This window comes from Dactylosporangium maewongense (genome assembly GCF_039531485.1).
GTDB classification, from domain to species: Bacteria; Actinomycetota; Actinomycetes; order Mycobacteriales; family Micromonosporaceae; genus Dactylosporangium; species Dactylosporangium maewongense.
Map to the genome: position 1 here is coordinate 12,711 of NZ_BAAAQD010000026.1, position 13,210 is coordinate 25,920.

Annotated in this window: 14 protein-coding genes; 3 read left to right on the forward strand and 11 right to left on the reverse strand. The window is 72.1% G+C overall.

What is annotated here, in order from left to right:
• Positions 1-6: 6 nt before the first annotated feature.
• The 8 genes from ABD332_RS45705 to ABD332_RS45740 all read right to left on the reverse strand — a co-directional run bounded on the left by ABD332_RS45705 (position 7) and on the right by ABD332_RS45740 (position 6,369).
• Positions 7-795 (reverse strand): enoyl-CoA hydratase family protein, encoded by a 789-nt coding sequence (locus ABD332_RS45705; protein WP_344510814.1) that lies wholly within the window; start codon positions 793-795, stop codon positions 7-9.
• 132 nt (positions 796-927) lie between these two features.
• Positions 928-1,383 carry a MaoC/PaaZ C-terminal domain-containing protein gene (locus ABD332_RS45710; RefSeq protein WP_344510816.1) on the reverse strand — a complete coding sequence of 152 codons (456 nt, stop codon included), beginning with the start codon at positions 1,381-1,383 and terminating at the stop codon, positions 928-930.
• Positions 1,380-1,853 carry an FAS1-like dehydratase domain-containing protein gene (locus ABD332_RS45715; RefSeq protein WP_344510818.1) on the reverse strand — a complete coding sequence of 158 codons (474 nt, stop codon included), beginning with the start codon at positions 1,851-1,853 and terminating at the stop codon, positions 1,380-1,382. The genes ABD332_RS45710 and ABD332_RS45715 overlap by 4 nt, the downstream gene beginning before the upstream one ends.
• 60 nt (positions 1,854-1,913) lie before the next feature.
• Positions 1,914-2,708 (reverse strand): SDR family oxidoreductase, encoded by a 795-nt coding sequence (locus tag ABD332_RS45720; protein WP_344510820.1) that lies wholly within the window; start codon positions 2,706-2,708, stop codon positions 1,914-1,916.
• Positions 2,701-3,576 carry an SDR family NAD(P)-dependent oxidoreductase gene (locus ABD332_RS45725; RefSeq protein ID WP_344510822.1) on the reverse strand — a complete coding sequence of 292 codons (876 nt, stop codon included), beginning with the start codon at positions 3,574-3,576 and terminating at the stop codon, positions 2,701-2,703. Before ABD332_RS45725 ends, ABD332_RS45720 begins: the two co-directional genes overlap by 8 nt.
• A 2-nt stretch (positions 3,577-3,578) precedes the next feature.
• The gene (locus ABD332_RS45730) at positions 3,579-4,688 is read right to left on the reverse strand and encodes an NAD(P)H-dependent flavin oxidoreductase (RefSeq protein ID WP_344510824.1); all 1,110 of its coding nucleotides are present in this window, start codon (positions 4,686-4,688) and stop codon (positions 3,579-3,581) included.
• Positions 4,685-5,512, reverse strand: a complete 828-nt coding sequence (locus tag ABD332_RS45735) for a CoA-transferase subunit beta (RefSeq protein ID WP_344510826.1) — start codon at positions 5,510-5,512, stop codon at positions 4,685-4,687. Before ABD332_RS45735 ends, ABD332_RS45730 begins: the two co-directional genes overlap by 4 nt.
• Positions 5,509-6,369: a CoA transferase subunit A gene (locus ABD332_RS45740; RefSeq protein ID WP_344510829.1), complete on the reverse strand. Its 861-nt coding sequence runs from the start codon at positions 6,367-6,369 to the stop codon at positions 5,509-5,511. Before ABD332_RS45740 ends, ABD332_RS45735 begins: the two co-directional genes overlap by 4 nt.
• A 174-nt stretch (positions 6,370-6,543) precedes the next feature.
• On the opposite strand from ABD332_RS45740, the gene ABD332_RS45745 reads away from it, so the two are divergent.
• On the forward strand, positions 6,544-7,305 hold the full coding sequence (locus tag ABD332_RS45745; protein WP_344510831.1) for an enoyl-CoA hydratase-related protein: 762 nt from the start codon (positions 6,544-6,546) through the stop codon (positions 7,303-7,305).
• Positions 7,306-7,309: 4 nt separating this feature from the next.
• Here ABD332_RS45745 and ABD332_RS45750 read toward each other — a convergent pair whose 3' ends face one another.
• Positions 7,310-8,125 (reverse strand): sugar phosphate isomerase/epimerase family protein, encoded by an 816-nt coding sequence (locus ABD332_RS45750; RefSeq protein ID WP_344510833.1) that lies wholly within the window; start codon positions 8,123-8,125, stop codon positions 7,310-7,312.
• A 116-nt stretch (positions 8,126-8,241) separates the two neighbouring features.
• On the opposite strand from ABD332_RS45750, the gene ABD332_RS45755 reads away from it, so the two are divergent.
• Complete coding sequence (locus ABD332_RS45755) at positions 8,242-9,318, forward strand: phosphotransferase family protein (RefSeq protein ID WP_344510835.1); 1,077 nt, start codon at positions 8,242-8,244, stop codon at positions 9,316-9,318.
• A 52-nt stretch (positions 9,319-9,370) separates the two neighbouring features.
• On the opposite strand, the gene ABD332_RS45760 is transcribed toward ABD332_RS45755, so the two are convergent.
• Positions 9,371-10,987 (reverse strand): FadD3 family acyl-CoA ligase, encoded by a 1,617-nt coding sequence (locus tag ABD332_RS45760; protein ID WP_344510837.1) that lies wholly within the window; start codon positions 10,985-10,987, stop codon positions 9,371-9,373.
• A 184-nt stretch (positions 10,988-11,171) separates the two neighbouring features.
• Here ABD332_RS45760 and ABD332_RS45765 point away from each other — a divergent pair, with 184 nt between their 5' ends.
• Positions 11,172-11,987, forward strand: a complete 816-nt coding sequence (locus ABD332_RS45765; protein WP_344510839.1) for an SDR family oxidoreductase — start codon at positions 11,172-11,174, stop codon at positions 11,985-11,987.
• 93 nt (positions 11,988-12,080) lie between these two features.
• Here the strand turns inward: ABD332_RS45765 and ABD332_RS45770 are convergent, their stop codons facing one another.
• Complete coding sequence (locus ABD332_RS45770) at positions 12,081-13,202, reverse strand: acyl-CoA dehydrogenase family protein (RefSeq protein WP_344510841.1); 1,122 nt, start codon at positions 13,200-13,202, stop codon at positions 12,081-12,083.
• Positions 13,203-13,210 lie beyond the last annotated feature (8 nt).

Sequence of the window (13,210 nt, forward strand, 5' to 3'; positions counted from 1 at the left end):
CACGGCTCAGCCCTCGCTGCCCGAGCGCGCCGCCTTGTCGGTGCCGGCGAACTCGTCGCGGATCCGGTCGGCGACCCCGGTGAGGTTCAGCTCGAACGTGAAGCCCTGCTCGAAGCGGTAGCTGCGGTTGACGTCCCACAGGTCGATGCCGTTGAGCGAGGCCTTCGCGGCCCGGATGACGGTGGGGTTCTTCGCGGCGATCTGGGTCGCGACCGCGAGCGCCGCCTCGCGCAACTGCTCGCGGGGTACGGTGCTGTGGACCGTGCCGTACGCGTGCAACTCCTGGGCGGTGGCCGTGGCCGAGGTGTAGACCATGGCGCGCATCCGGTGTTGCGGCACTATCCGGGACAGGTGGGTCGCGGCACCGAGGGCGCCGCGGTCGACCTCGGGCAGGCCGAAGGTGGCGTCGTCGGAGGCGACGATGACATCGGAGTTGCCGACCAGCCCGATGCCGCCCCCGAGGCAGAAGCCGTTGACGGCGGTGACGACCGGGACGGGGCACTCGTAGACGGCCTTGAACGCGGCATAACAGCCGCGGTTGGCGCCGAGCAGCGCGGTGAATCCGTCGGTGTGCTGCATCTCCTTGATGTCGACGCCGGCGTTGAAGCCGCGGCCCTCGGCGCGCAGCACGACGACCCGCACCGACTCGTCGGCGCCGGCGGCGTCGAGGGCGGAGGCGAGTGCGAACCAGCCGGCCACGGGCAGCGCGTTCACCGGTGGGTTGTCCACGACGATCTCGGCGATGCCGTCGGTGTGGATGGTCGTCGTCACGGACGGGTGGGTGGTGGGGGTCATCCCTGCTCCTCGGTAGTCCCGGGCTGCTCGCTGGTCTCGGGTGTCGCGCCCGCGAAGGGTGGCGTCAATGCCTAGGGCGGCCTGTTGCACAAGGGGGCCCGCCGCAGCCGGCCATCCCTGATGGAAAAGGTCCTAGGGCAGCACGAACGTCGCCCATACGGTGACGGCCGTGTCGCCGGTCTGACGCCGGCAGGTCAGCTCGACGTCGACGCGGCCCTCACGACCGTCCTCGCCGTCGAGCACGTAGGTGCGCAGTGGAGCACCCTCGAGCGTGAGGGTGTCGCCCGGCCACACCTGGGCCAGGAACCGGATGCGGAAGTCCCGCACGTTGGGGCCGCCGAGCCAGTCGGTGGCGAAGGTGCCGAGCAGGCTCGCCTGCCACATGCCCACCGAGAAGGGGCTCGGGAACCCGGCGGCCGTGGCGAAGACCTCGTCGTGGTGGATCGGGTTCATGTCGCCCGAGGCGCCCTGGTAGCGGACGAAGTCGGTGCGGGTCACCGGGCCGTAGGTGCGCGCCGGAGGGGTCGCCGGGACGGGCAGGCCGGCCTCGGGCGGGCCGGGCCGGGCGGTGGAGGTCGTGTCGCTCACGCGGAGGCTCCGTCCTGTGTCGTGCCCTCGGTGTCCGGCGGGCGGGCCGTCTCGACACCGGTGAGCTTGGCCTGGGCGACGAGACGCCCGGTCTCGTCGCGGAAGTCGGTGTACATCACGGCGAAGGTCATCTCACCGCCGCGGCGACCCACCTTGGTGTAGATCTCGCCGATGCGCGACTGGCAGGTGAGCCTGGTCCCGGCGCGAGGCGGCTCGCCGAAGAAGGTGTACTGCTGCTCGGCGTGCAGGCCGCGCTGCTGGTCGAGGTCAACCGCGGACCACGGGTTGGAGTCCTCGTCCTGCCAGAAGAAGGTCGTCGTGAGGAACGTCGGCTGCACGACCGGGTGCTCCTCCTGCAGGTAGGCCGCGTCGGCCGCCCCGGTGGCAAGCGCGAATTCGCGGATCTTGCCGCGCTCGACGTCGAGCCGGAAGGGGGCGCCGGTGACGCCCTGCGCGTCGGGATTGGCCACGACGAGCTCCTTTCGCTGGTCAGGTGCGCGCTGGCGGCACCGCCGGCGCGCGCCGGGTCGTCACGGGTGCTGGCTCGAGACGGACACGACCTCGCCGGTCATGTACGACGAGTAGTCACTGGCGAGGAAGACGATGACGTTGGCGATCTCCCACGGCGTCGCCGCCCGGCCGAAGGCCTCCTGGGCCGAGAGCTGGGCGAGCAGCTCGTCACTGGTCACCTTGGCCAGGTGGGCGTGCATCGCGATGCTCGGGGACACCGCGTTGACCCGGATGCCGTGCTCGGCGACGTCGAGGGCCGAGCACCGGGTCAGCGCCATGACGCCGGCCTTCGCCGCGGCATAGTGCGCCTGCCCCTTCTGCGCGCGCCAGCCGATGACGGATGCGTTGTTGACGATGACCCCCTTGCCCGCCGGGATCATGTGCCGCAGCACCGACCGGGTCGCCTTGAACGTCGAGGTCAGGGTCACCGACAGGACGGAGTCCCACTGCTCGTCGGTCATGTCCTGCACGGCCGCGGTGCCGCCGAGGCCGGCGTTGTTGACCAGCACGTCGATGCCGCCGAACTCGGCGGCGACGGTGTCCATGAGGTGGTCGAGCTGGGCCTGGTCGGTGACGTCGCAGGGCACCGCGAGCGGCCGGTGCCCGGTGAGACGCTCGATCTCGTCGGCCGACTCGGTGAGGCGGCGCTCGTGACGGTCGCTGACGGCGACCCGCGCGCCTTCCTCGGCGGCGCGGCGGGCCGTCGAGAAGCCGATGCCGGTGCCAGCCGCGGCGGTGACGAGCACCGAGCGCCCGGAGAGCAGCCTGTGGGCGGGGCCGGCCCAGTCGGCGGTGGTGTGACCGGTGTCAGCCACGGGTGGCCATCTCCTTTGCGATCTCCTCGACGCTCCAGCGGGCGCCCTTGTCGACGGTCCAGTCGTAGCTCCATGGCGCGAAACGGCGGATCTCGCCACCCTTGGCGTAGTACACCTCGCCGGTCACCGGCGCGGCGGCGGTGAGCAGCCAGGCGACGAGCGGGGAGACGTTGCCCGGGTGGTAGACGTCGAACGCGCCCGCGTCGGCCGGGGCGGCGACCATTTCCCCGATGCCGGGCAGGTCCTGGGTCATCCGGGTGCGCGCGACCGGGACGATCGCGTTGACGCGTACGCCGTAGCGGCCGATCTCCTGGGCGAGGATGACGGTGAGGGCAGCGATGGCGGCCTTGCCCGCGCCGTAGTTCGTCTGCCCGACGGCGCCGATGAGTCCTGAGGTCGAGGAGACGTTGACGATCGAGGCGACCGGCTGGTTGCCGGCCTTGGACTCGGTGCGCCAGTGGTCGGCGAACACCCGGCACGGCGCGAACGTCGAGCGCAGTTGCCCACGGATCACGGCGTCCCAGTCGTCCTCGCTCATGTTGACGAACATCCGGTCCCGCAGGATGCCGGCGTTGTTGACGAGGCCGTCGACCCGCCCGTAGGTGTCGCGGGCGAGCGCGAGCAGCTCGCGGGCGCCCTCGGTGGTGGAGACGTCCGCGGTGCTGGCCAGCACCTGCCCGCCGGCGGCCGTGATCTCGGCGGCGACGGCCTCGACGACCAAGGGGTCGCTGCCGGTGCCGTCGGCGGCGGCGCCGGTGTCGGCGACGACGACCGAGGCACCCTCGGCGGCGGCGAGCAGCGCGTGCTCACGGCCGAGGCCCCGGCCGGCGCCGGTGATGACGACGACCCGTCCCTGCAGTGCTCCCATGACTAGTCCTCCTCGTGTGCGGCCGGGATCGACGCGACCGGCGCGGGCGCGCCGAGCCGGTCAAGGATCTGGGTGGCCTGGCCGATGATGCGGTCGATGAGCTCGGCGACGCTCGGGACGTCGTCGATGAGCCCGACGACCTGGCCGGTGGCCATGACACCGACGTCGGTCCTGCCCTCGAGCAGGGCCGACCGGTAGAGCATCGGAGCGTTGGCCGCCATGACGACCTGGCTCCACGTCAGGTCGTGGGCCTTGCGCATGGCCAGGCCCTCCCGGACCATGTCGCCCCACGGCGCGCAGGACAGCTTCCGGAAGGCGAAGGCGTTGCGCACCGCCCGCAGCAGCCGGCCGGGAGCGGAGGTGCGCTCCAGCGCCTCGACCGTGCCGGCCCGCAGCACGCGCTGCGGCACGCCGTCGACCTGCAGGGTCAGGACGGTGTCATTGACCGTCTTGGACAGGTAGACGTCCTTGACCGACGGCTGGACCGGCGAGTCGCTGGTGAGCAGGAAGCGGGTGCCCATGGCGATGCCCTCGGCGCCGTACGCGAGCGCGGCGACGAGGCCGCGGCCGTCGAAGAAGCCACCAGCGCCGATGACCGGGATGTCGACGGCGTCGACGACCTGGGGCAGCAGCAGGCTGGTGGGCACGCCGCCGGTGTGGCCACCACCCTCACCGCCCTGCACGATGACGGCGTCGGCGCCCCACGCGGCGACCTTCTCGGCGTGGCGGCGCGCGCCGATCGACGGGACGACGACGAGGCCGGCGTCCTTGCACTTGGCAATGAGCTCCTGCTTGGGGGCGAGCGCGAAGGAGGCAACCTTGACTCCGGCCGAGATGAGCAGGTCGATGCGCTTGACGACGTCGGGCTGGTCGGCGCGGATGTTGACGCCGAACGGCGCATCCGTGCCGGCCTGGATCTGGCTGACGGCCACGACGAGCTCGTCGTAGGACAGCAGGCCCGCCGCAAGGATGCCCAGCCCGCCGGCGTTGGCCGTCGCGGTGGTCAGGCGTACGTCGGAGACGTAGCCCATGCCGGTCTGGACGATCGGATACCGCACCCCGAACAGATCGGTCGCCCGGGTGCGCAACGTCGGATGCGATCCCTGGCTCATGTGCGGATCTCGCGGTCGCGCAGCGAGCGGGGGTCGATGACCTCGCGGATGAGGCGCAGCTCCTCAGCGCTCGGCTCGCGGGTGGCCGGGACCTCGTCCTCGACGTGCACGTCACAGCCGGTCGCCGCACGGAACTCCTCGAGCGTGACACCGGGGTGCAGGCTGAGCAGGCGCATCGCGCCGTCTGGGCCGCCGAAGTCGAGGACCGCGAGGTTGGTGACGACACGGCGCAGGTCGTGGTACGTGCTCGCGGCCGGGCCGGCGGCGCGGGCGTTGTCGGTGCCGACGCCGGAGACCATGTCGACGGTCGGGACGAAGACGCGCGTGGAGTGGTTGGGCACCCAGTAGCTGGTCGGGTGGTAGACGCTGTTGCCAGGGGCGCCGCGCACGCCGATCAGCTGGGCCTTGGGCTTGGCGTAGTCGCCGATGGCCGAGATGTTGGTGTTGCCGTGCCCGTCGATCTGGCTCGGGATCATCATGACATGCCGCTTGCCGTGCCAGACGAGGTCGAAGATCGTGCGGAACGGGCTCCAGCCCTCGACGACGACACCCTCGGTGGCGTGCGGGTCCGCGCCGATCTGCCAGCTGCCGGAGACGAAGCGGGCCTCACCGTCGGTGAGCAGCAGGTCGGGGGCGACGGTGAGCCGGGCGAGGCGGACGCCGATGGCCGGGATCGTGCCGAAGGCACTGGCGATGAACTCACCGTCGCCGGCGAACGCCTCCGCCACGGCGACCGCGCAGTACTCGGCGCGAGTCACCGGCGCGCCGGCAGCGGCGGCGCTGCTCGCGGGCTGGTCTGCGGATTCGGTCACGGTGCTGCTCATGCGGCCTCCTCGGCTCGGGCGGTCACGGCCGCCTGGTAGTCATCCTCGGTACCGGACAGGTACCGCTTCTCGAAGGCGGCCCAGGCCTGCCGGTCGCCGGCGGCCTTGACGTACTCACGCTGGAAGGCCTCGTCGCGCTCGTAGTCGGGGGCGCAGGAGGTGAAGTGCGCGCCGTTGGGGGTCTCGACGACGCCGGTGACGAGCTGACGGTTGATCTTGATGGTCGCCGGGTGCACGGTGGCGCTGAGCTCGGCCGTGGGCACGATCCGCTCACAGGACATGAAGGCCTGTTCGGCGGCGAGGCAGTAGAGGTCGTCGAAGTACGGGTCGGGCCCGAGGAACTGGCCGTTGCCCTGGGCGTCGGCGCGGTTCATGTGGACGAGTGCCACGTCGAGGCGCAGCGACGGCATGGCCACGAGCTGCTCGGTGCCGTAGGGGTCCTGGACGAGCTTGAGGGTCGGGTTCTGCTTCATCACGTCCGACCCGAGCCCGGCGCGGGTCGGCAGGAAGGGCAGGCGGATACCGGCGGCGTACAGCCCCCACTGGAGCATGCCCTCGTCGTACTCGGCGACCTCGACGGCGCCCTGCTGCCGCGCGGCGCGGAAGTGCGGGTCGAGGGCGATGCTGTCGAGCGAGACGAAGCCGAAGACGACCTTCTTGACCTTGCCTGCGGCGCAGAGCAGGCCGACGTCCGGCCCGCCGTAGCTGACGACGGTCAGATCCTTGAGGTCGGAGCGCAAGACCTCGCGGACGAGGGCCATGGGCTTGCGCCGCGAGCCCCACCCCCCGATGCCGACGGTCATCCCGGATTCGAGCCGCGAGACGACATCGCGGGTGGTCAGAGTCTTGTCGGCCATATGTCCCTCGTCGTTCCGTCTGTCGGGGCACTGCTCCAGCGCGGTGGCGAGCGGTGCGAGAGGTGAGTCACGTGCCGGACATCCGCAGTCGATACCGGCGAAGCAAGCGCTTGGTTGGTAGGTTAACAGCCGGCAGGAAAGGGTCAAGGCCCTGAGACGAAGGAGGATGCAACGATGGACACAGTCGTGTGCGAGCGCGTCGACGCGGTGGGTGTCATCAGGATCAACCGGCCACGGGTGCGCAACGCCCTCGACCCCGATACCCTCCTGGCGATGACCGACGCCCTGCTCGGGTACGACGCGGACCCGGGCGTGCGCACGGTCGTGCTGACCGGCACCGGCGAGCTGTCCTTCAGCGCCGGGATGGACCTGCGCGCCGCAACCGAGGGGCGCCTGGTCGACGTGGCCCGCTCCCCGCTGACGCTGCTGCGCGGCGGTTACCGCAAGCCGGTCATCGCCGCGGTGAACGGGCCCGCCGTCGGCGGTGGTTTCGAACTCGCCCTCGCCTGCGACCTCGTCGTCGCGGCCGAGCACGCCTACTTCGCACTACCCGAGGTGGGGCGCGGCATCGCCGCCTCCGAGGGCGGCACCGACCTGCCGCGTCGCCTGCCGCTCGCCGTCGCCCTTGAGATCGGGCTGACGGCCGAGCCGCTTCCGGCGGCCCGGGCCTATGAACTCGGCCTGGTCAACGCCGTGGTCCCCGCCGGCGAGGTCCTCCCGCGCGCGCTCACGCTCGGCGCCCGGATCGCGACCCACTCCCCAGCGGCGGTGCTGGCGACCAAGCGGCTCATGCACCTGAGCCTGGACACCCGCGAACACGACCTCGCCGCGGCCAACCGGATCGCGACCCTCGAGCTGCTCGCCGGCCCGGACGCCGCCGAAGGCGCGGCCGCGTTCGTCGCCAAGCGCCCGCCGCGGTGGGCGGACGTGCCCTGAACGTTCAGCGACGCGCCGCCGCGATCTGCTCGCGCATCCACGTGATCGAGCGGGTCACCGCCGGCTCGGCGCCCTCGGCCTCGATGGCCGGGCCGAGCAGCTCGACGTCGACGATGCCGAGGTAGCCGGCCCGCAGGACGGTTCCCAGCAGGTTCGCCATCGGCAGGTCAGCGTCCCCGGGCACCCACCGGTTCGGGAAGATCGAGGTGCCGACCCGGAAGTCGGACACCTGCAGGATCTCGATCTGCGCGACCCGCTCGCGGATCAGGTCGGTCAGGCCCCGCTCCTGCCAGCAGCAGTAGAGGTCGAGGCAGATGCCGATGCCGCAGAGGTCGGCCAGGGCGAAGGCGTCCCGCGCGGTGTGGGTGAAGCTGAGGTCGCACCTGACCGGCAGGGTGTTCTCCACGCCGAGGCGCACTCCGTGCTCGCGGGCGGTGGCCACGACCGGGGCGATCCGCTCGGCGAACCGGTCGGCCGCCTCCTCCCAGGTCAGGTGCGCCGACGTGCCCGACGTGAGGTAGACGAGGTCGGCCCCGAGCGTGCGGGCGTTGACGACGCCGGCCTGCAGCGCCGCGACCTGCTGCGCCCAGCCCGGCTCGTCGTCCGGGTGGGCGGTGAAGCCGTGGACGAGGTAGCCGAGCCGTACGTCGTGCTCGGCGAGCAGGTCCCCGAGGGCCGCCACGCCGAAGGCGGCGACCTTGCCGCACTGCAGGCCGACGAGGTCGGTGCCGGTGCGCCGGTACATCGCGATCTCCTCGGGCAGTGCCCAGGACATCGCGGCCATGCCGCTGACACAGGTCGGGTTGATCGTGGTGGACATCGGGCTCCTACCGGTTCGGGTGTCGGGCGTTCAGGTGTGGGGTCTGTCGAGGTGCACGGTACGCCAAAACCAACCAAGCGCTTGCTACGCTCGCCCGACAACGAGGAGGCGCTCCAATGACAGCAGCAGGCCAGGCGCAGACAGGTCCGGCCCCGAGCGGCACCACCCGGCCCGCCGGTCTCCCGGCGGGGGTCGACGCCTGGCTCGGCCGCGCCGTGCCCGAGCTGCAAGGGAACCTGCGGCACGAGCTCATCGCGGGGGGACGCTCCAACCTCACCTACCGGACCACCGACGCGGCCGGCCACGTCGTCGTGCTGCGACGCCCGCCGCTCGGGGACCACCCGGCCACCGCGCACGACGTGCTGCGCGAGGCGCGGATCCTGCGGGGGCTGCACGGTCACCTCCCGGTGCCGCGCGTGCTCGCCGTCGAGGAGACGGGCGAGGTGGCCGACGCACCTCTCGTCGTGCTCGAGCACCTCGACGGCACGGTCCTGCGCAGCCCCGCTGACGTCGAGCGGCACACCACCGAGGCTGACCGCGCGCGCATCGGCCCGACGCTGGTCGACGCCCTCGTGGCCCTGCACGGACTCGAGCCGGAGGTCATCGGGCTCGGGGGTCTGGCCCATCGCCGTGACTACGTCACCCGCCAGCTCGGGCGCTGGCACGAGAACTGGCACCGGACCAGGATCCGCGACCTGCCCGATCTGCAGACCGCGCACGAGCACCTCGTGGCCAAGGCTCCCGAGCAGTCCCGCTCGGGGATCGTGCACGGGGACTTCCGCCTCGACAACTGCATGCTCGACCGCCGGTGGCGGGTGCAGGGCGTGCTCGACTGGGAGCTGACCACGGTCGGGGACCCCTTGGCCGACGTCGGCCAGCTGCTCGTCTACTGGGCGCAGGCCGGCGACGCGGCGCGTGCGCTGCACGACCCGGCCACCGTCCCGCCCGGCTTCTCGACCCGCGACGAGCTGCTCGCCCGGTACTGCCTCGCCACCGGCACCGACGCGGCCCGGATCGACTACTTCGTCGCCTACAACTGGTGGAAGACCGCGTGCATCGTCGAGGGCGTGCACACCAGGGTCGCGCAGGGCGCGATGAGCGGTGGTGACCGCACAGCGGAGTCGTTCGCCGAGCAGGCGGCCGCCCTCGCCGGCCGGGCCGCGACCCTCGCGGCAGCGCTGCGCCGACGCTGACCCTCGCCCGGTCACGTTCGTGACCGGGCACCCGTCCGGGTGGGCGCAGGGCTCACCCGACCAGCTTGAACTTCTGGATCTTCCCGCTCGGGGTCCGTGGCAGGGCCGGCAGGATGCTGAAGCTGCGGGGGCGCTTGAAGTTGGCCAGCCGGTCCCGGCACCACTGCCCGAGCTCGTCGACGAGCACCGACTCGTCCCCGCTCCAGTCGGTCACGGTCTGCACGAAGGCCCTGCCGACCTCGCCCATCCGCTCGTCGGGAACCCCGACGACGGCGACGTCGAAGACCGCGGGGTGCTCGCGCAGCACGCGCTCGACCTCGGCGGGGTAGACGTTGAAGCCCCCGTTCATGTAGACGTCCTTGATCCGGTCGGTGATGCGCAGGTAACCGTCCTCGTCGACCCAGCCGACGTCACCGGTGTGCAGCCAGCCGTCCTCGTCGATGACCTCCGCGGTGGCGACCGGGTCCTCAAAGTAGCCCAGCATCACGTTGTAGCCACGCACGAGGACCTCGCCGGCCTCACCGGCCGGCAGCGTCCGCCCGTCGGCACCGGCGATCCGCAGCTCGGTGCCCGGGATCGCCCGTCCGCAGCTGGTCGAGATCCGCTCGAGGTCGGCGTCGGGCGGGCACACGGTCGCGGTGCCGCACGTCTCGGTCAGGCCATAGGCGGTGATGACGTCGCGGAAGCCGAGCTCCTCGCGCATCCGGTGCAGCAGCGGCACCGGCACGACCGTCGCCCCGGTGACGGCCAGCCGCACCGAGCTGGTGTCGTAGGCGCCGAACTCCGGGTGTTCGAGCAGGGTGGTGTAGATGGTGGGCGCGCCGGGGAAGACGGTGACGCGTTCCTGCTCGATGAGGCGCAGCACGGTCTCGACGTCGAACACGGCGACCGGGATGATCGTCGCGCGCATGAGGAGGCAGGCGAGGATGCCGGCCCGGTACCCGAAGCTGTGGAAGAACGGGTTGACCATGAGATAGCGGTCGCCGCGCCGCAGCCCGACCAGCCGGGCCCACTGCAGGTCGACGCGCAGGTTCGAGGCGTGCGAGACCATCGCACCCTTGGGGTAGCCGGTGGTGCCTGAGGTGAACAGGATGTCGGCCACGCCCTCGGGGTCGATGGCGGCGATCCGTCCGTCGATGACGCCGGGGTCGATCCGGTCGGCCGGCGCGGTGAAGTCGGCCAGGGACAACACGCCGTCACCGGCCTGCTCGCGGCCGGCGGCGGCGGACAGGTCGACAACGGTGCGCACCGAGGGCAGCGACGGCACGGGGTGCCCGGCGGCCGGTGGTGGCCCGTCGCCACGCAGCGTGGCCAGGTAGTTGGCGTCCAGGAAGGTGTCGTCGAGGATGACCATCGTGGCCCGGACCTTGGCGATGGCGTGCCGCGCCTCCTCCCCGCGGAAGCGGGTGTTGACGGGGCAGAGCACGCCCCCGGCGGCCAGTACGCCGAGGGCGCTGATGACCCAGTCGGCGCTGTTCGGGGCCCAGATGACGATGCGGTCCCCGGGCTCGAGACCGTGCGCGACCGCGGCCCTGGCGAACCGGGTGACGGCCGCGTCGAGCTCGGCGAACGTCATTCGCAAGGCACCGTCGACAAGGGCCTCGACCTCCGCGGCGTCCTGCGCGGCCTGCCGCAGCAGGGCAGGGATCGTGGTCAAAACGCCACTCACGGACATCTCCTCACGCTGAGCCGGCCACTGGTCAGGAACGGATCGTAGCCGACCAACCAAGCGCTTGCTAGACTCATCGCGGCGAGGCACCCAGACCCGACCGATCCGACGTCCGGCTCCGCGGCCCGCAGACGATGGGTGAGGGTGGCGGCCAGGCCAACGTCACGATCATTGAGAGGCTCTGATGACCCAGTCCCCCACTACGCCCGCGACGCACGGGGGCGTCGACCTGACCGGCCAGGTCGCCATCGTCACCGGAGGCACCCGTGGCATCGGTGCCGAGATCACCCGCGCCTTCCTCAAGGCAGGGGCGCAGGTGCTCGTGTGCGGCCGCAGCGAGCCCGAGCACCTGCCCGAGGCCGACGGACGCACGCCCGTCTTCGTCCAGTCCGACGTGCGGGACCCGGAGCAGGCCAAGGCCCTCGTCGCCGCGGCGGTGGACCGGTTCGGCCGGCTGGACATCCTGGTCAACAACGCCGGTGGCGCGCCGAGCGCCGACACCGCGACCGTCTCCCCGCGCTTCGTCTCGGCGATCGTCACGCTCAACCTGCTCGCTCCGTTCTACGTCGCCCAGCCCGCCAACGAGGTCATGCAGCGTCAGGGCGGCGGGACGATCATCAACATCGGCTCGGTCGCCGGTTCCAACCCGGCCCCGGACACCGCCGCGTACGCCGCCGCCAAGGCGGGCCTGACGATGCTGACCCAGTGCCTCGGCATCGACTTCGCGCCGGCCGTGCGGGTCAACCAGGTGACGGTGGGTCTCGTGCAGACCGAATTGTCGCACCTCTACTACGGCGACGAGGCGGGACAGCACCGCGTGGCCCGGACGATCCCCATGCAGCGGATGGCCACCCCGGCCGACGTCGCCGCGGCCTGCCTGTTGCTCGCCTCGCCGCTGGCCGGCTACATCACCGGCACGGAGATCGTCGTCGCCGGTGGCGGTGAGATCCCGTCGCGTCACCTGGCCGCCCAGCCGCCCGGCACCGGTCCGCTCGGCTGAGCCCGCAGGCCAGGCACGACAGAGGGGGTCCGCGCGTCGGTGCGGACCCCCTCGGTCGTGCGCTGCTGCCTGCCGTAGACGTCGGCGGCCGGCTCAGAGCCCGGCGAGCGCCGCCACCTCGGCGCGAACCGCCGACGGGTCACCGGCCAGCAGCTGGGCCGACTTCCCGCGTTTGAAGAACAGATGCGCGTCGTGCTCGAAGGTGAACCCGATGCCGCCGTGCAACTGGATCGCCTCGGCGGCCACGGTCATCAGCGTGTCGGTGCACACGAGCTTGGCCAGTGCCGCGTCGTGCGAGCGCGTGGCGGCGCCGGTGCGCAGCGTTGTGACCAGGTGGTCGGCCGTGGCCCTCGCCCCGGCGACCGCGACGGCGAGGTCGGCACAGCGATGCTTGAGGGCCTGGAACGACCCGATCGGGCGGCCGAACTGCTCGCGGACCTTGAGGTACTCGACGGTGCGGTCGAGGCAGGCGCGGGCGGCGGCGGCCGACTCCAGTGCGAGCATGGCGCGCACGTGGTCGAGCAGCACCCGGGTGCCCTCGCCGCCGGGGGCATCGACCCGGGTGGCGGCGGCCCCGCGTAGGTGCACCGTGCTCAGCCGCCGGGTCTGGTCGAGCGTCATGTGCGTCTGCACCTCCACCCCGTCGGCGGCCCGGTCCACGGCGTAGACGCCCAGTTCACCGCCCGCGTCCCGAGCGGTGACGAGGACGACCCGGGCGGCTTCGACCCCGACGGCGAGGGTCTTGGTCCCGGTGAGCGCCCACTCGCCGCCGGTGCCGCCGGCGCGGGTGGCGGTCTGCTCGAGGTCCCAGCCCGTGCCGTCCTCGGCGATGGCAATGGCCAGGGTCAGCTGCTCGTCCACGACGCGCGCCAGCAGGGGCTCGGCGCTCGCGCCGATGGCCCGGGCGGCGAGGATCGCGGTGAGGCTCGTCGCGAGCGCGCCGGGCACGAGCCGGGCCCCGAGCTCCTCGATGACGGCGGTCCCGGCGGCCACGTCGGCGCCGAGCCCGCCGAGGTGCTCCGGCACGACGAGTCCGAGCAGGCCCAGCTCGGCCGCGAGCAGCTCATGCAGCTGCGGGTCGTGGCCCGGCGCCCCGACCATGACCTCATGGGTACGGCGCAGGTCGGCCCGCTCGTCGAGGATCTCGGCGACGGAAACGCGGATCTGGGCCAGCTCCTCGGCCACCGGCTGAGGGTCGGCGTTCGCTTCGGGCATCGTCATCA